The organism is Pseudomonas sp. BB438, assembly GCF_057180225.1.
Genome location: NZ_CM170001.1, coordinates 26172 through 42307, shown reverse-complemented (window position 1 = coordinate 42307; position 16136 = coordinate 26172). Strand labels below are relative to the sequence as shown.

16 protein-coding genes are annotated in these 16136 nt (G+C 67.0%); 7 read left to right on the top strand and 9 right to left on the bottom strand.

Annotated features, from left to right (window positions below; translation table 11 throughout):
• Positions 1–6 precede the first annotated feature (6 nt).
• The gene (gene hemF, locus AC1ZV1_RS00190) at positions 7–921 is read right to left on the bottom strand and encodes an oxygen-dependent coproporphyrinogen oxidase (protein WP_484295004.1); all 915 of its coding nucleotides are present in this window, start codon (positions 919–921) and stop codon (positions 7–9) included.
• A 182-nt stretch (positions 922–1103) separates the two neighbouring features.
• On the opposite strand from hemF, the gene AC1ZV1_RS00185 reads away from it, so the two are divergent.
• On the top strand, positions 1104–2081 hold the full coding sequence (locus AC1ZV1_RS00185) for an NADPH:quinone reductase (protein WP_484295003.1): 978 nt from the start codon (positions 1104–1106) through the stop codon (positions 2079–2081).
• A gap of 60 nt (positions 2082–2141) precedes the next feature.
• Here the strand turns inward: AC1ZV1_RS00185 and tsaC are convergent, their stop codons facing one another.
• From tsaC to AC1ZV1_RS00170, 3 genes are all read right to left on the bottom strand, one after another.
• Complete coding sequence (gene tsaC, locus AC1ZV1_RS00180) at positions 2142–2699, bottom strand: L-threonylcarbamoyladenylate synthase type 1 TsaC (RefSeq protein WP_484295002.1); 558 nt, start codon at positions 2697–2699, stop codon at positions 2142–2144.
• A 41-nt stretch (positions 2700–2740) separates the two neighbouring features.
• Complete coding sequence (gene dprA / locus AC1ZV1_RS00175; protein WP_484295001.1) at positions 2741–3847, bottom strand: DNA-processing protein DprA; 1107 nt, start codon at positions 3845–3847, stop codon at positions 2741–2743.
• A 130-nt stretch (positions 3848–3977) separates the two neighbouring features.
• Complete coding sequence (locus AC1ZV1_RS00170) at positions 3978–5003, bottom strand: LysM peptidoglycan-binding domain-containing protein (protein WP_484295000.1); 1026 nt, start codon at positions 5001–5003, stop codon at positions 3978–3980.
• 138 nt (positions 5004–5141) lie between these two features.
• Between AC1ZV1_RS00170 and def the strand changes: the two genes are divergently transcribed.
• From def to kdoO, 6 genes are all read left to right on the top strand, one after another.
• On the top strand, positions 5142–5648 hold the full coding sequence (gene def / locus AC1ZV1_RS00165) for a peptide deformylase (protein WP_259758317.1): 507 nt from the start codon (positions 5142–5144) through the stop codon (positions 5646–5648).
• 52 nt (positions 5649–5700) lie between these two features.
• On the top strand, positions 5701–6660 hold the full coding sequence (fmt, locus tag AC1ZV1_RS00160) for a methionyl-tRNA formyltransferase (RefSeq protein ID WP_484294999.1): 960 nt from the start codon (positions 5701–5703) through the stop codon (positions 6658–6660).
• The gene (gene rsmB / locus AC1ZV1_RS00155) at positions 6657–7967 is read left to right on the top strand and encodes a 16S rRNA (cytosine(967)-C(5))-methyltransferase RsmB (protein WP_484294998.1); all 1311 of its coding nucleotides are present in this window, start codon (positions 6657–6659) and stop codon (positions 7965–7967) included. Before fmt ends, rsmB begins: the two co-directional genes overlap by 4 nt.
• Before the next feature lie 45 nt (positions 7968–8012).
• Complete coding sequence (gene trkA / locus AC1ZV1_RS00150; RefSeq protein WP_484294997.1) at positions 8013–9386, top strand: Trk system potassium transporter TrkA; 1374 nt, start codon at positions 8013–8015, stop codon at positions 9384–9386.
• Between the two features lie 16 nt (positions 9387–9402).
• Positions 9403–9723, top strand: coding sequence for a tetratricopeptide repeat protein (locus tag AC1ZV1_RS00145; RefSeq protein ID WP_484294996.1), 321 nt, complete (start codon positions 9403–9405; stop codon positions 9721–9723).
• A gap of 86 nt (positions 9724–9809) precedes the next feature.
• A complete protein-coding gene (gene kdoO, locus AC1ZV1_RS00140; RefSeq protein ID WP_484294995.1) occupies positions 9810–10682 on the top strand; it encodes a Kdo hydroxylase KdoO in 873 nt (290 codons plus the stop codon).
• Between the two features lie 98 nt (positions 10683–10780).
• On the opposite strand, the gene AC1ZV1_RS00135 is transcribed toward kdoO, so the two are convergent.
• The 5 genes from AC1ZV1_RS00135 to doeB all read right to left on the bottom strand — a co-directional run bounded on the left by AC1ZV1_RS00135 (position 10781) and on the right by doeB (position 16136).
• Positions 10781–12160, bottom strand: a complete 1380-nt coding sequence (locus AC1ZV1_RS00135) for an aminotransferase (RefSeq protein WP_484294994.1) — start codon at positions 12158–12160, stop codon at positions 10781–10783.
• Between the two features lie 16 nt (positions 12161–12176).
• Complete coding sequence (locus AC1ZV1_RS00130) at positions 12177–13634, bottom strand: NAD-dependent succinate-semialdehyde dehydrogenase (protein ID WP_484294993.1); 1458 nt, start codon at positions 13632–13634, stop codon at positions 12177–12179.
• Positions 13635–13768: 134 nt separating this feature from the next.
• Positions 13769–14419 carry a 7-cyano-7-deazaguanine/7-aminomethyl-7-deazaguanine transporter gene (locus AC1ZV1_RS00125; protein ID WP_088420633.1) on the bottom strand — a complete coding sequence of 217 codons (651 nt, stop codon included), beginning with the start codon at positions 14417–14419 and terminating at the stop codon, positions 13769–13771.
• A gap of 202 nt (positions 14420–14621) precedes the next feature.
• Positions 14622–15101, bottom strand: coding sequence for an Lrp/AsnC family transcriptional regulator (locus AC1ZV1_RS00120; protein ID WP_484294992.1), 480 nt, complete (start codon positions 15099–15101; stop codon positions 14622–14624).
• Positions 15102–15119: 18 nt separating this feature from the next.
• The gene (doeB, locus tag AC1ZV1_RS00115) at positions 15120–16136 is read right to left on the bottom strand and encodes a N(2)-acetyl-L-2,4-diaminobutanoate deacetylase DoeB (RefSeq protein ID WP_484294991.1); all 1017 of its coding nucleotides are present in this window, start codon (positions 16134–16136) and stop codon (positions 15120–15122) included.

Here is a 16136-nt window from a genome sequence, read left to right as displayed (position 1 = left end):
GCAACGTCAGGCCTGCGCCAGCCAATCCCGATCGGTGAGGAAGTACTCGGTCAGGCGCGCTTCCTCGCTGCCGGGCTCCGGCTTCCAGTCGTAGCCCCAGCGCACCTGCGGCGGCAGCGACATGAGGATCGACTCGGTGCGGCCGCCCGACTGCAGGCCGAACAGGGTGCCACGGTCATAGACCAGGTTGAACTCGACATAGCGGCCGCGGCGGAAAGCCTGGAACTCGCGCTGCTGCTCGGTGTACGGGGTGTCCTTGCGCTTGCGCACGATGGGCAGGTAGGCGTCGATGTAGGCATCGCCGATGGCGCGCAGGAAGGCGAAGCTGGTGTCGAAGTCCCACTGGTTCAGGTCATCGAAGAACAGGCCGCCGACACCGCGCGGTTCGTTGCGGTGCTTGATGTGGAAGTAGCGGTCGCACCATTCCTTGTAGCGCGGATAGACGTCCTCGCCGAACGGCGCGCAGGCATCGCGAGCGACCTGGTGCCAGAGCACGCAGTCTTCCTCGTGGGCGTAGTAGGGCGTCAGGTCGAAACCGCCGCCGAACCACCAGACCGCTTCCTCGCCTTCCTTCTCGGCGATGAAGAAACGCACGTTGGCGTGGGAGGTCGGCACGTGGGGGTTGGTCGGGTGGATCACCAGCGACACGCCCAGCGCCTGGAAGCCGCGTCCGGCGAGCTCCGGGCGGTGCGCGCTGGCGCTCGGCGGCAGGCCGGCGCCGAAGACGTGGGAGAAGTTCACGCCGCCTTTCTCGATCAGCGCCCCGTCACCGATCACCCGGGTCCGACCGCCGCCGCCCGCCGGCCGCTGCCAGGCGTCCTCGATGAAGCGGGCGCTGCCGTCCTCGGCTTCGAGTGCGGCGCAGATGCGGTCTTGCAGGTCGAGCAGGTAGGCCTTCACGGCCTCGATGCGGTCGGTCACGAGAATCACCTTGGAGCGGGAAAGCCACGCGTGGCGCGGGCCGGAGCGGGGTTCAGGTACGAAATCGGGCGCAAGCATACCATCGCCACCGGCAAAGCTGGTCTTGACGCCCGTCACGCGTGCGGCTTGGATGAAAGTCTTTTCCCCGGCGAGGCAGCGCCTCGCGCCATCAGGAGAGCGACATGGCCAAACGTGTTCAATTCGCCAAGACCGGCGGCCCGGAAGTCCTCGAAATCGTCGACGACACCCCCGCCGAGCCCGGCCCGAACGAGGTGCGGGTGCGCAACCGCGCCATCGGCCTGAACTTCATCGACACCTACTACCGCAGCGGTCTGTATCCGGCCCCCGCCATGCCGTCCGGCGTCGGCACCGAAGGCGCCGGCGAGGTAGAGGCGGTGGGCAGCGCGGTGACCAACGTGAAGGTCGGTGACCGCGTCGGCTACGCCACCGGCCCGCTGGGCGCCTACAGCGAGCAGCACACGCTGCCGGCGGCCAGCGTGGTGAAACTGCCGGACGCGATCACCTTCGAGCAGGCCGCCGCCGTCATGCTCAAGGGCCTGACCGTGCAGTACCTGCTGCGCCAGACCTACAACGTGCAACCGGGCCAGACCATCCTCTGGCACGCGGCGGCCGGCGGTGTCGGGCTGATCGCCTGCCAATGGGCGAAAGCCATCGGCGCGCACCTGATCGGCACCGTGAGCTCCGCCGCCAAGGCGGAACTGGCGAAATCCCACGGCGCCTGGGAAACCATCGACTACAGCCACGAGAACGTGGTCGAGCGCGTGCTCGCACTCACCGACGGCAAGAAGTGTCCGGTGGTCTACGACTCGGTGGGCAAGGACACCTGGCTGACCTCGCTGGACTGCACCGCGCAGCGCGGCCTGGTGGTGAGCTTCGGCAACGCCTCCGGCCCGGTGGACGGCGTGAACCTGGGCATCCTTTCGCAAAAGGGCTCGCTCTACGTCACCCGTCCGACGCTGTTCGGCTACGCCAGCACGCCGGAGCGCCTGCAGGCCATGGCCGACGACCTGTTCGGCATGATCACCAGCGGCAAGGTGAAAGTGGAGATCAACCAGCGCTTCGCCCTGGCCGAGGCAGCCAAGGCGCAGACCGAACTGGCGGCGCGGCGCACCACCGGGTCGACCATTCTGCTGCCGTAAGCACACGCCTGCAGGAGCGGGCCATGCCCGCGATCGCGCCCAATGGACGCTCCTGCAGGGCTACGACGGGCGTACCGTCTCGCCGGTACGCAGGTCCCGGATCAGGCTCGGATTGCGCCGCCCGCCCAGGGCGCCGCCGAGCACGCCGTCCAGTTCGCCATGGAAGTACTGCTCCACACGCAGGCGACTGCGCGCAGCCGGGCGACCGGCGGGGTTGGCGGACGTGGAGATCAGCGGGCCGGTGAAGCGGCACAGCTCGCGCACCAGCGGGTGATCGGTGACGCGCAGGGCGACGGTATCGTGCTCGCCGGTCACCCACTCGGGCAGGCGGCCCTGGTGCGGTACCAGCCAGGTATTCGGGCCCGGCCAACTGGCGGCAAGCTTGTCCTGCCAGGCCTCGGGCAGGTCGTCGAGGAGGAAGTCGAACTGGCGGATGTCACCGGCGACGACGATCATGCCCTTCTCCACCGGACGCGCCTTGATCGCCAGCAGACGGTACACGGCATCGGCGCTCCACGGGTCGCAACCCAGTCCCCAGACGGCTTCGGTCGGGTATGCGATCACACCGCCATCGCGCACGACCTGGGCCATGCGCTGGGTACGCCAGTTGCTGTACATCGGGAACTCCTCGGATCTTCGATGCGCGGCAGTTTACGTGCTCAGGGGGCGCGATGCACCCAGACACCGGCCTCGCAGGCCACCCGTCCGTCCAGCTCCAGTTCGGTGAGTTCCGCCAGTACCTGCGGCAGCTCCAGGCCACTGCGCAGGGCCAGCTGTTCACTGCATTGCGGGGCAGCGCGAAGCAGGTCGACCAGGGGATGAGACGGCTGCGAAGATACTGGCGCGATCGCCGGCACGCTCTGCGTCCAGCCCTTCAGGCCCTCGAGAATGTGGTCGACCGTCTCCACCAGCGTCGCCCCCTGGCGGATCAACTCGTGGCAGCCGCGCGCGCCGGGGTGGTGGATAGACCCGGGAATCGCATAGACCTCGCGGCCCTGCTCGGCGGCCAGCCTCGCCGTGATCAGTGATCCGCTGGAGGGACTGGCTTCCACGACCAGGGTGCCCAGGGACAGGCCGCTGATGATCCGGTTGCGCCGCGGAAAGTTCGACGCCTGGGGCGCGCAGTTCAGCGGCAGCTCCGAGACCACCGCGCCGCCGTGCTCGACGATGCGCTTGGCCAGCCCGATGTGCCGACGCGGGTAGAGGTGCTCGAGGCCCGTCCCCAGCACGGCGACCGTGTTCCCGCCGCCATCCAGTGCGCCTTCGTGGGCCGCACCGTCGATGCCCAACGCCAGCCCGCTGGTGATCACGAAGCCGCCACCAGCCAGGCTGCGGGCGAAGGCGCGCGCCGTATCCAAACCCGGCTTGCTGGCCCGGCGGCTGCCGACCATCGCCAGTTGCGGACGCTCCAGCAAGGTCGGATCGCCCGCCAGGAACAACAGCGGCGGAGCATCGTCCAGCTCGGCGAGCAGCGCGGGATAATTCGGTGCGTCCCACATCACCAGGTGGTGTTCCGGCGTTTCCAGCCAGCGCATGGCCCGCGCCGCCTGTTCGCGAATGGAGGCATCGCGGCGCGGCTCCGCGCAGACGGAAGGCAACCCGAGGGATCGCCAGGCCGCTGCTGGCGCGCTCAAGGCTGCGGAGGCCGAACCGAAGGCTTCCAGCAGGCGGAGAAAACGCCGCGGCCCTACCTCGGGCAGGCTGTGCAGGCGCAACCGCGCCTCTAGTTCGGCCGGGGAGTGTGAACGGTTCTGGTCGGCGGGCATGAGACGATCCTTGGCGTGCGGAGACGCCCGGACTATGCCGCGCTGATCTACGTATTCGCTGTCGGACCCTTCCGTATCGCACCCACAAAAAACCCCGCCGAAGCGGGGTTTTCTTCAAGTCACATCCGCATCAGGGGTTCTGGACGCGATCGTTGACTTCCAGGGAGCGGGTGGCGGTCAGCACCAGGCCATAGCTCAGGCGGTTGTAGGTGCGGAAGACCATCACCAGGCCCGAGCGCTCGTCCGGGATCTTCACCATGTCATCGGTGACGCGGTCGCGCACGGTTTCGCCCAGCTTGTAGATCGCCAGCACGTTGCCTTCGGCCAGCCCGTCGCGGGAGCCCTTGTCGATGGTCACCACGTCGTACTTGCCGATCTGGGTCACGCCGCGCGGCACGTCGATGATGGTGCCCTTGATAGGAGTGGTCGGCTCGCTGGGCATGAAGGTCGAGGTGATCGCACGTTCCTCGGTGGGGAACAGGCGGTCGCCCGGGCGAACTTCCTGGGTGGTGCGGGTCAGGTTCAGGGTGGCGATATCGCCTTCCTTCGCGGTGACGTTGGCGCCGCCGACATCCATGGCATCGATACCCAGGACTTCATTGGTGTCCGGGTCGGTGTAGACCTTGGCCTGGCGGAAGATGCCGTAGCTGTTGTCTTCCGCCAGCGAGTTGCCGCGGGCGTAGGCACGGTCGCCGGCGCCGCTGATCACGCTCTCCTGGTCACCAGCAACCACATGGGGGGCGTTGGAGAAGTCGTCAGCGCTGTCGACGATGCGGTTGGAGAGCAGGAAGGCGTTGATCTTATCCAGCGGGATAGTCGGGATCGCCTCGGCGATCGGGGTGCTGCGCACCCGCGGCGACAGCTTGATGGTGCCGCGCGACTCTCCGCGGTTGAGCATCAGGCGAGGCTGGCCGTCGATGTACACAAGGCTCAGCACGTCGCCCGGATAGATCAGGTGCGGGTTCTGAATCTGCGGATTCACCTGCCAGATTTCGGGCCACTTCCACGGCTTGCTGAGGAACTTGCCGGAGATGTCCCAGAGGGTGTCGCCCTTCACTACGGTATAGCGATCCGGATGGCCGTCCTTGAGCTGCACGGCAGCCTGCGCCACCCCGCCTGCGGCGAGCAGCAGCAGGGCGAGTAGTGTTTTCCTCATGCGGTGAATCCCTTTATTATGTGTACACATGAAACGCCTGGAAGCCGCCCCTACCGCGCTTTCCAGCCGTTTTTCGATGCTGCTCAGCATATTAGCAGCCGATTTTGACTTTATTCCACAAGTGCATCACAAACGTATATGGCCATTCTGAACATTCTCGAATTCCCCGATCCGCGCCTGCGGACCATCGCCAAGCCGGTCACGGTCTTCGATGACGCCCTGCGCACGCTGATCGACGATATGTTCGAGACCATGTACGAGGCGCCCGGCATTGGCCTGGCCGCCACGCAGGTCAACGTGCACAAGCGCGTCGTGGTGATGGACCTGTCCGAAGACAAGTCCGAACCCCGGGTCTACATCAATCCGGAGTTCGAATTCCTCACCGAGGAAATGGACCAGTACCAGGAAGGCTGCCTGTCGGTGCCCGGCTTCTACGAAAATGTAGACCGTCCGCAGAAAGTGCGGATCAAGGCCCAGGACCGCGACGGCAATCCGTTCGAGGAAGAGGCCGAGGGCCTGCTCGCCGTGTGCATCCAGCACGAGTGCGATCACCTGAACGGCAAGCTGTTCGTCGACTACCTGTCCAACCTCAAGCGCGACCGCATCCGCAAGAAGCTGGAAAAGCAGCACCGGCAACAGGCGTGACCCATCCCCCAAAGGCTTGCCCCGGCAAGCCTTTCTTTTTTGTGAGCCCGATATGAGCCAAGCACTGCGCATCGTCTTCGCCGGCACCCCGGAATTCGCCGCCGAGCACCTCAAGGCCCTGCTGGACGGCCCCCACGAGCTGGTGGCCGTCTACACCCAGCCGGACCGCCCGGCCGGCCGCGGGCAGAAGCTGATGCCCAGCCCGGTCAAGCAGCTCGCCGTGGAGAACGGCCTGCCGGTGCTGCAGCCGCCGACCCTGCGCGACGCCGCTGCCCAGGCGGAGCTCGCCGCGCTCAGGCCGGACCTGATGGTGGTGGTGGCCTACGGCCTGATCCTGCCGCAGGCGGTGCTGGATATCCCGCGCCTGGGCTGCATCAACAGCCACGCCTCCCTACTGCCGCGCTGGCGCGGCGCCGCGCCGATCCAGCGCGCGGTGGAAGCCGGCGATGCCGAGAGCGGCGTCACCGTGATGCAGATGGAAGCGGGCCTGGACACCGGGCCGATGCTGCTCAAGGTCAGCACGCCGATTTCCGCCGACGACACCGGTGGCAGCCTGCACGACCGCCTGGCCGAACTGGGCCCGAAAGCCGTGGTCGAGGCCATCGCCGGCCTCGCTGCCGGTACGCTCAAGGGCGAGGTGCAGGACGACGCCCTGGCCAACTACGCGCACAAGCTGAACAAGGACGAGGCGCGCATCGACTGGTCGCGCCCGGCTGACGAACTGGAGCGGCGCATCCGCGCCTTCACGCCGTGGCCGGTGTGCCACACCACCCTCGGCGACGCTGCGCTGAAAGTGCTCGGTGCCAGGCCGGCAAAGGGCAAGGGCGAGCCCGGCAGGATCCTCGACGCCAGCCGCGACGGCCTGTTGGTCGCCTGCGGTGAAGGCGCGCTGCTGCTGACTCGCCTGCAACTCCCCGGCGGCAAGCCGCTGGCCTTCGCCGACCTGTTCAACAGCCGCCGCGAGCAGTTCGCCGCTGGCCAGACGCTTGGTCTGCAAGGGCAAGGCGCATGAGTACCAATCCCCGTCTGGCGGCTGCCCGCGCCCTGGCCGCCGTCCTCGGCGGTCGCGCCTCGCTGGGCAGCTCGCTGCCGACTCAGCTGGAAAACGTCGAGCCACGCGACCGCGGCCTGGTGCAGGAACTGGCCTTCGGCGCGGCGCGCTGGCAGCCGCGCCTGTCCACCCTCGCCGCGCGCCTGCTGCAGAAACCGTTCAAGGCCGGCGACCGTGACGTCGAGGCCCTTCTGCTGGTCGGCCTGTACCAGCTGCTCTACACGCGTATTCCCGCGCATGCCGCCATCGGCGAAACCGTCGGCTGCGCGGACAAGCTGAAGAAGCCCTGGGCCAAGGGCCTGCTCAACGCCGTGCTGCGCCGCGCCCAGCGCGAAAGCGCAACGCTGCTGGCCGAAGTCGACAAGGACCCGGCCGCGCGCCTGGCGCACCCGCGCTGGTTGCAGAAGGCACTGAAGAAATCCTGGCCGGAGCAGTTCGAAGCGATCTGCGCCGCCAACAACGCGCACCCGCCGATGACCCTTCGGGTGAACCGTCGCCACGGCAGCCGCGACACCTATCTGGATGAGCTGAACCGCGTCGGCTTCGACGCCACGGCCTGCGCGTTCAGCCGCGATGGCATCAACCTCGTGCAGCCGTGCGACGTGCGCGACCTGCCGGGCTTTTCCGAAGGCCGCGTCAGTGTGCAGGACGAGGCCGCGCAGTTGGCCGCCGACCTGCTGGAGCTGGCGCCGAACCAGCGCGTACTGGACGCCTGCTGCGCCCCCGGCGGCAAGACCTGCCACCTGATGGAAGCCGAGCCTGCGTTGGCCGGCGTGATCGCCGTCGACCTGGAAGAAAGCCGCCTGGTGCGTGTGCGCGAGAACCTCGCCCGTCTGCAGCTTTCCGCCGAGCTGTTCGCCGCCGACGCCCGCGACACCGCCAAGTGGTGGGACGGCAAGCCGTTCCAGCGCATCCTGCTGGACGCCCCCTGTTCCGCCACCGGCGTGATCCGCCGCCACCCGGACATCAAGCTGACCCGCACCGCCGAGGATATCGAGGCACTGGCCACGCTACAGGGCGAGCTGCTCGACGCGCTGTGGGCGACCCTCGACGTCGGCGGCGTGATGGTCTATGCGACCTGCTCGGTGATGCCACAGGAAAACAGCGAGCAGATCGCCGCATTCCTGGCGCGCACCCCCGGCGCCCGCGAGCTGGACCTGCCCGGCCCCTGGGGCATCAAGCAGCCCCACGGACGCCAACTGCTGCCGCAACCGGGCGGGCACGACGGTTTCTACTATGCCAAGCTGATCAAGATTTCGGCGAAGTAACAGCCGCCGATTCCCAACGGATCGAAACGGAATGCACCCCGCTCCATGAAGATCATCATCCTCGGTGCCGGCCAGGTCGGCGGCACTCTGGCCGAGCACCTGGCCAGCGAAGCCAACGACATCACCGTGGTCGACACCGACGGCGAACGCCTGCGCGACCTCAATGACCGCCTGGATATCCGCACCGTCCACGGCAAGGCCTCGTTCCCCACCGTACTGCGCCAGGCCGGCGCCGACGACGCCGACATGCTGGTGGCCGTGACCAACAGCGACGAGGTGAACATGGTGGCCTGCCAGGTCGCCTACACCCTGTTCAACACACCCACCCGCATCGCCCGTGTGCGCGAGGCGGCGTACCTGACCCGCGCCGGGCTGTTCGACAACGAGGCGATCCCGGTCGACGTGCTGATCAGCCCCGAGCAGGTGGTGACCAACTACATCAAGCGCCTGGTGGAATACCCCGGCGCCCTGCAGGTGATCGACTTCGCCGAGGGCAAGGCGCAGCTCGTCGGCATCCGCGCCTACTACGGCGGCCCGCTGGTCGGCCAGGAACTGCGCCAGCTGCGCGAGCACATGCCCAACGCCGATACCCGCGTGGCGGCCATCTACCGACGCAACCGGCCGATCATTCCCCAGGGCGACACGGTGATCGAGGCCGATGACGAAGTGTTCTTCATCGCTGCCAAAGCCCACATCCGCGCGGTGATGGGCGAGATGCGCCGTCTCGAGGACAGCTACAAGCGGATCATCATCGCCGGCGGCGGCAACATCGGCGAGCGCCTGGCCGAGGCCATCGAGAGTCGCTATCAGGTGAAGATCATCGAGATGAACCCGGCGCGCTGCCGGCACCTCTCCGACAGCCTGGACAGCGCCATCGTGCTCCAGGGCAGCGCCTCCGACCGCGACCTGCTGCTGGAAGAGAACATCGGCGACACCGACCTGTTCCTCGCCCTGACCAACGACGACGAGGCCAACATCATGTCCTCGCTGCTGGCCAAGCGCCTGGGCGCGCGCAAGGTGATGACGCTGATCAACAACCCCGCCTATGTCGACCTGGTGCAGGGCGGCGAGATCGACATCGCCATCAGCCCGCAACTGGCCACCATCGGCACCTTGCTGACCCACGTCCGCCGTGGCGATATCGAGAGCGTGCACTCCCTGCGCCGCGGCGCCGCCGAGGCCATCGAAGTGGTCGCCCACGGCGACGCGAAGTCGAGCAAGGTGATCGGCCGCAAGATCAACGAAGTCCAGCTGCCGCCGGGCACCACCATCGGCGCGGTGATCCGTGACGATGACGTGCTGATCGCCCACGGCGAGACGAAGATCGAGTCCGGCGACCACGTGATCCTCTTCGTGGTGGACAAGAAACGTATTCGCGACGTCGAGCGGCTGTTCCAGGCCGGTCTGACGTTCTTCTGAGAAAGGAGTGCAGCCGATGCTCGACGGCCTGGAAAGAATGCTCGCCAAGGGCGTGGACAACCCGCTGCTGCGCTTCGGCCTGGGCAAGGGCTACCTGGATGCCGGCGACGGGACGAAAGCCGCCGAGCACCTGCGCCGCTGCGTGGAGCAGGACCCGACGTACTCCGCTGCCTGGAAGCTGCTGGGCAAGGCGCTACAGGCCGAGGGTGACCTGGACGGCGCCCGCGCCGCCTGGACCGACGGCCTCGCTGCCGCGCAAGCGCACGGCGACAAGCAGGCGGAGAAGGAGATGACGGTGTTCCTGCGCAAACTGGACAAGACGCAAGCCGGGCAGTGACAGTGTCACGCCGTCGCTAATTTCCAAAATTATTTCAGGATGTGTCATATATTTCTCTGCAACGGTTACCGCCCGTTGGAGAGTCCATGGCTATTCCCACTGCCTTACCCGAGCTCGCCCTTCAGCCCGTTGACTCCACGTCCTCTGCAGCCAGTCGCCTGGAGCAGGGCGACATCCTGTTCTTCCCGCAGTTGCGCTTCGACCTCACGCCGGCCGAACAGACGCTGCTGAATCCCGAGCTGGTCGAGCGCAAGCGCAAGAACATCAGCCTCGACGTGCAGCGCGACCGCCTAAGCGGCGTTACCGCTCCCGAGCAGCAACCGCTGGTGCGGCAGTTGCTCGAGCGCTACAGCCGCTTCAGCCAGGACCTGCTGGAAGACCTGATCCCCGCCTATCGCGGGCACCTGTCCCAGCCGACCATCAGCCTGCGCCTGCACGCCATCGCCAACTGGGCGCAGAACAGCTCCTGGCGCAAGGACGACCGGCGCCTGCACGTCGATGCCTTTCCGTCACGGCCGCTGCACGGTGCCCGCATCCTCCGTGTATTCAGCAACATCAACCCACACGGCCTGCCGCGCCGCTGGCAGGTGGGCGACGATTTCGAAACCATCGCCAACCGTTACCTGCAGCAGCTGCGCCAGCCCAATCCGCTGTACACCTGGCTGCTGGCGCAGTTGAAGATCACCAAGCGACCACGGAGCGCCTACGACCACCTGATGCTGCAGTTGCACGACCGGATGAAGGCCGACAGCGAACTGCAGCGTGGCGAGTCCACCCGGCCCATGGAGTTTCCCGCCGGGAGCACCTGGGTCTGCTTCAGCGACCAGGTTGCCCACGCGGTGAGCGAAGGCCAGTACATGCTGGAGCAGACGGTGCTGTTGCCGATCAGGGCCATGCACGATCCGCAACGCTCGCCCCTGCGGGTGCTCGAGCGGCTGACCGGACGCCAGTTGGCCTGAGCGTCGGGCCAGGCCGGTCGGGCGCCAGGGGGTACACCTGCCGGAGTGCCCCCTGGGCGCGGTAGCGGGCATCGCCTGCTCCTACAGGTCCGTGCGCATTACAGAACCTCGGAAGCCACCGCATCCACTGCCGCCTTGGCGATGTCGACGATCTCGTCCGCCTCGGCGCGGGTCAGCACCAGCGGCGGGGCAAAACCGAGGATATCGCCGTGGGGCATGGCGCGAGCGATCATGCCGCGCTCCAGGCAGGCCGCCGAAACCTTCGGGCCGACCTTCAGTGCCGCATCGAACGGCGTGCGCGCTTCCCGATCGGCCATGAACTCCAGCGCCGCCAGCATGCCGTCGCCACGCACCTCGCCCACCAGCGGATGGCCCTCGAAGGCCTGGCGCAGCTGCTGGTTGAGGTAGCCGCCGACCTCCGCCGCATTGGCGGTGATATTTTCCCGCTCGAGGATGTCCAGGTTGGCCAGTGCCGCTGCCGCGCAGATCGGGTGACCGGCATAGGTCCAGCCGTGGCCCATGGCGCCCTCGCGAGTCGAGGCGCTGTCGATCACGTCCCACACCTTCTCGCCGAGGATCACGGCGGACAGCGGCGCGTAGGCGCTGGTCAGGCCCTTGGCCGTGGTGATCAGGTCCGGACGCATGCCGTAGCGCTGGCTGCCCATTCTGTCGCCGACGCGGCCGAAGGCGCAGACCACCTCGTCGGAGATCAGCAGCACGTCGTACTTGGCCAGCACCGCCTGGATCGCCTCCCAGTAACCCTTGGGCGGGACGATGATGCCGCCAGTGCCCATCACCGGTTCGCCGATGAAGGCGGCGACCGTGTCCGGACCTTCGGCGAGGATCAGGCTCTCCAGTTCCTGGGCGCAATGGCGCGCGAAACTGGCTTCGTCCATGCCGGCCGGGGCCTTGTAGAAGTGTGGGCAGAGGGTGTGCTTGACGCCCTCCACCGGCAGGTCGAAGTGCTGGTGGAAGCTGGCCAGCCCGGTGAGGCTGCCGGTGACGATGCCCGAGCCGTGGTAGCCGCGCTGGCGGGAGATGATCTTTTTCTTCTGCGGCCGGCCCAGCACGTTGTTGTAGTAGCGCACCAGCTTGACCTGGGTCTCGTTGGCGTCGGAGCCGGAGAGGCCGTAGTAGACCTTTTTCATCCCGGCGGGTGCCCAGTCACGGATGATCCGTGCGGACAGTTCGATGATCGCTTCGGAGGAGTGCCCCACATAGGTGTGGTAGTAGGCCAACTGCGTGGCCTGCGCGTGGATGGCGTCGGCGACTTCGGTGCGGCCGTAGCCGATGTTCACGCAGTACAGCCCGGCGAAGGCATCGAGCAGCTCGCGACCCTGATGGTCGCGGATGCGCACGCCCGAAGCGCCGGTGATGATCCGCCCCGGCAGCGCGCCACTGGCGTGGTCGTGGGCGTGGGTCGAGGGGTGCATGAAGTGCGCGCGGTCGTCTTCGAACAGTTGGGCGTAGTCGGTCATGGCGATGGTCTCCCGGTCAGATGGCGCCGTGGTGCAGGGCGAAGTACTTGGTTTCAACGAAGGGCTCGAAGCCCTCGCTGCCGCCCTCGCGGCCCAGGCCCGAAGCCTTCATGCCGCCGAAGGGAATGGGGTGGCCGGTGAACCTGGCGCCATTGACCGCCACCATGGCGAATTCCAGGCGCCGCATCAGCGGCCAGAGGTGATCCAGGCGTTGCCCACAAAGGTAGGCGGCGAGGCCGTACTCGGTGTCATTCGCCAGCCGGACGGCTTCGTCGAGGTCGTCGTAGGCGCTGACGCCGGCGATGGGCGCGAAGTTTTCCTCGCGCCAGATGCGCATCTGCGGCGTGACGTCGGCCAGTACCGTCGGTTGGTAGAACCAGCCACCCAGCGCATGGGGCTCGCCGCCGGCGAGCAGGCGCGCGCCCTGGGCGATGGCGTCCTGCACACGTTCGCAGGTGACGTCGAAGGCGCCCTGGTGCATCAGCGGGCCGATCTGGCTGCGCGCATCGCTGGCCGGGCCGACGCGCAGTTCACGCACGGCGCGAGCGAAGCGCTGCAGGAAGGGTTCGTAGAGTTCACGGGCGACCAGGATGCGGTTGGCCGCGCAGCAGTCCTGCCCGGAGGTCTGGAACTTGGCGTCGATGGCGAACTGCACCGCCTGCTCCAGATCGGCGTCGGGCAGGACGATGAAGGGCGCGTTGCCGCCCAGTTCCAGGGCGACTTTCTTCACGTCCTGGGCAGCGGCTTGCAGCACGAGTTTCCCGACGCGGGTCGAGCCGGTGAAACTCACCGCGCGGACGCGGCTGTCACCGACCAGGGTTTCCATGGCCATCTGCGGTTCGCCGAGCACCACGTTGAAGACGCCGGCGGGAAAGCCGGCTTCTTCCGCCAGTTGCGCGAGGGCGAAGGCAGAGTAGGGCGTCTCGTGAGCCGGTTTGACCACCACGCTGCAACCGGCGGCCAGCGCAGCGGCAGCCTTGCGGGTGATCATCGCCGAGGGGAAGTTCCACGGCGTCAGCAGCGCGGCAACGCCGACCGGCTCGACCACCGTACCCAGGTGCGCGTTGGGGATGTGGCTGGGAATATTTCGGCCGTTCAGCCGGCGCGCTTCCTCGGCAAACCAGGGGATGAAGCTGGCGGCGTAGTCGATCTCGCCAAGGGCTTCGGCCAGCGGCTTGCCCTGCTCCAGGCTGAGGATCTGCGCGAGGTCTTCGCGGTGCTGGCGAATCAGTTCGGCCCAGCGGCGCAGCAGCGTGGCACGCTCATCCAGCGAGCAGGCGCGCCAGGCGGGAAACGCCGCAGCAGCGGCATCGACCGCCGCGACGATCTGCTCACGGTCGAGCAGCGGCACGTGGCCGATGGCATCGCGGGTGGCGGGGTTGTCGACGGCGATGCTGGCTCCGCTCGCACTGTGCAGCCAGTGGCCATTCACATAGCAGAGCGACTTGAACAGCAGGGGATGGGCAAAGGACATGGCGGCAACTCCCGGTCGGTTGGCATGGAGACCATGCTAGGGGCCAGGAGCGCGCGGTTTTTTCCTAAGCGGGGGATGGCGGCGGTAACTCTTTTCGCAGTTCTGCCGCCGCTGTTGGGCTTTTTCGGGTGGCGTCAGACGACGGCGGGCTGACGACGCAGGTTACGGGTGATGGCGCTGAGCAGCATGCCGTAGAGCGGCACGAAGAGCATCAGCATGACCGCCAGCTTCACGCCGTAGTCGACCCAGGCGATCTCCACCCAGTGCTCGGCCATGAAGGCGTTGTCGCTATGCCAGAAGGCGATCGAGAAGAAGGTGAAGGTGTCCAGCAGGTTGCCGAACAGGGTCGAGACCACCGGGGCAATCCACCACTGGCGCATGCGGCGCAGCCGGTCGAAGACCTGGATGTCGAGAATCTGCCCGAACACATAGGCCAGGAAACTGGCCAGGGAAATCCGCGCAACGAAGGTGTTGAATTCCCCCAGGGAAGCGAAGCCTCTGAAGGCGCCTTCCTGGAAGATTACCGAGATCACGTAGGAAGCCAGCAGCGCCGGGATCATCACCCGCGCGATCACCAACCGTGCCGGGCGCTTGCCGAGCAGGCGAACGGTGAGGTCGGTGGCCAGGAAGATGAACGGGAAGCTGAACGCGCCCCAGGTGGTGTGCCAGCCAAACAGGGTCATTGGCAGCTGCACCAGGTAGTTGCTGGCGATGATGATCAGAATATGGAACGCGACCAGGCCGGCGAGTGCGCCGCGCCTTGCCGCCGGAAGGGATGCCGACATGCTTGGGCCTTTTTCGTCGATGGGGTGAGGGAACCCATGCCCGGCACCATGCCGAGCGGCGCGCATTGTATACGATCCGGACCTGAAAGTCAGGATTTGTTGCGCAAATTTTGTTCAGATCCGATCCGTACGGTTTTGAGCGAAGCGACGGCGCGATGCCGCAGGAGCGCCCCGTGGCCCGCACCTACAGGAGAAATCGGTGTCAGCCGTCCAGCGCCTCGGCGGGAAGCGCCGCATCCAGCGTCTTGATCACCTTGGTGACGATATAGGTGAAGTAGCGCTCGATGCCCACATCGTCCAGCAGCAGCTGGTCGATGAAGCGCTGGTAGTGGTCGATGTCGCGGGCCTGGATCATCGCGATGTAGTCCACCCCGCCGCCGGTGGCGTAGCAGAAGCCCACCTCCGGCGCCTGCTGCAGGCGCTGTTCGAAGCGCTTCATGTCTTGTGCGGTGTGGCGCGCCAGGGTGATCTCCACCAATACCTGCTGCTGTTTGAACAGCACCGGCCAGTCGATCTGCGCGCGATAGCCCTTGATCAGCCCCGCTTCCTCCAGCTTGCGCACGCGCTCCCAGGCTGGGCTGACCGAGAGGTTGATCGCCTCGGCCAGGCTCGACTTGGTGATGCGCCCGTCGCCGGCGAGGATGCGCAGGATCTTCAGGTCATAACGGTCGAGCTTGATCATGCTTGCCTCCCACACGACTTAGTCGAGCACCTCGGCGACTACCGCGAGGGTGTCGCCGCTCTGCACCAAGCCGGGGAAATGCCGCGCGGCGAGAATGCCGCTGCGCCTGGCGCGGTACTCCATGGGTTCAGCGCCCGTGCGTAACATGTCGTGGACCCGCGCCAGCACTTCGCCTCGCTCGACCCTGTCGCCCAGGTCGCGGCACATCTCCAGCAGGCCGCTGTGTTCACTGGCAACGAAGCAGTCGCCGTCGGGCATGTCGAGCATCACCGACGACGACGGCTCCACGTCGCCGCGCAGGATGCCGGCCTGCACCAGCACGTTGCGCACGCCGCGCCGGGCGATGGCCACGGTGTGCGCGCTGCTGCTACCACCACCACCCAGTTCGGTGGTCACGAACAGCTTGCCCTGCTCCTCGGCCGCCGTGTCGTACATGCCCACCGCGTCCAGCTCCAGCATGCGCATGGAGAAGGGCGCGGCAAAGGCGCGCATCAGCGCCTCGCTGGCCTCCTGCTGGGCCTTGTCCGGCAGCACGTGACAGGCGGCGAAGGGCAGGAAGTCGAGGGTGCGGCCGCCGGAATGGATATCCAGCACCACGTCCGCCAGCGGCAGCAGGGTGCGCTGGAAATAGTCGGCGATCTTCTGCGTCACCGTGCCGTCCGGGCGGCCAGGGAAGCTGCGGTTGAGGTTGCCGGCGTCGATCGGCGAGGTGCGCTTGCCGGCGAGGAACGCGGGGGTGTTCATGAATGGCACGATGATCACCCGGCCGCGCACGTCTTCGGCGCGCAGCTCCTGGGTCAGACGGCTGAGCGCCACCGGGCCCTCGTACTCGTCACCGTGGTTGCCGCCGGTGAGCAGCGCGGTAGGACCATCGCCGTTCTTCACCACGCAGATCGGGATCATCACCGCGCCCCAGGCCGAATCATCCCGCGAGTAGGGCAGCTTGAGGTGGCCGTGCTGCGCGCCGTCGCGCTGGAAATCCACGCTGGCGGCGATAGGGTTCTCGCGCAGCGGCTTGTCGAGTGCATGGGTCAT

Excerpts from the sequence above, each read along its gene's own strand:
- AC1ZV1_RS00185 (WP_484295003.1), top strand. The coding sequence starts at position 1,104 with ATGGCCAAACGTGTTCAATTCGCCAAGACCGGCGGCCCGGAAGTCCTC.
- tsaC (WP_484295002.1), bottom strand. The coding sequence starts at position 2,699 with ATGTACAGCAACTGGCGTACCCAGCGCATGGCCCAGGTCGTGCGCGAT.
- dprA (WP_484295001.1), bottom strand. The coding sequence starts at position 3,847 with ATGCCCGCCGACCAGAACCGTTCACACTCCCCGGCCGAACTAGAGGCG.
- AC1ZV1_RS00170 (WP_484295000.1), bottom strand. The coding sequence starts at position 5,003 with ATGAGGAAAACACTACTCGCCCTGCTGCTGCTCGCCGCAGGCGGGGTG.
- def (WP_259758317.1), top strand. The coding sequence starts at position 5,142 with ATGGCCATTCTGAACATTCTCGAATTCCCCGATCCGCGCCTGCGGACC.
- fmt (WP_484294999.1), top strand. The coding sequence starts at position 5,701 with ATGAGCCAAGCACTGCGCATCGTCTTCGCCGGCACCCCGGAATTCGCC.
- rsmB (WP_484294998.1), top strand. The coding sequence starts at position 6,657 with ATGAGTACCAATCCCCGTCTGGCGGCTGCCCGCGCCCTGGCCGCCGTC.
- trkA (WP_484294997.1), top strand. The coding sequence starts at position 8,013 with ATGAAGATCATCATCCTCGGTGCCGGCCAGGTCGGCGGCACTCTGGCC.
- AC1ZV1_RS00145 (WP_484294996.1), top strand. The coding sequence starts at position 9,403 with ATGCTCGACGGCCTGGAAAGAATGCTCGCCAAGGGCGTGGACAACCCG.
- kdoO (WP_484294995.1), top strand. The coding sequence starts at position 9,810 with ATGGCTATTCCCACTGCCTTACCCGAGCTCGCCCTTCAGCCCGTTGAC.
- AC1ZV1_RS00135 (WP_484294994.1), bottom strand. The coding sequence starts at position 12,160 with ATGACCGACTACGCCCAACTGTTCGAAGACGACCGCGCGCACTTCATG.
- AC1ZV1_RS00130 (WP_484294993.1), bottom strand. The coding sequence starts at position 13,634 with ATGTCCTTTGCCCATCCCCTGCTGTTCAAGTCGCTCTGCTATGTGAAT.
- AC1ZV1_RS00125 (WP_088420633.1), bottom strand. The coding sequence starts at position 14,419 with ATGTCGGCATCCCTTCCGGCGGCAAGGCGCGGCGCACTCGCCGGCCTG.
- AC1ZV1_RS00120 (WP_484294992.1), bottom strand. The coding sequence starts at position 15,101 with ATGATCAAGCTCGACCGTTATGACCTGAAGATCCTGCGCATCCTCGCC.
- doeB (WP_484294991.1), bottom strand. The coding sequence starts at position 16,136 with ATGACCCATGCACTCGACAAGCCGCTGCGCGAGAACCCTATCGCCGCC.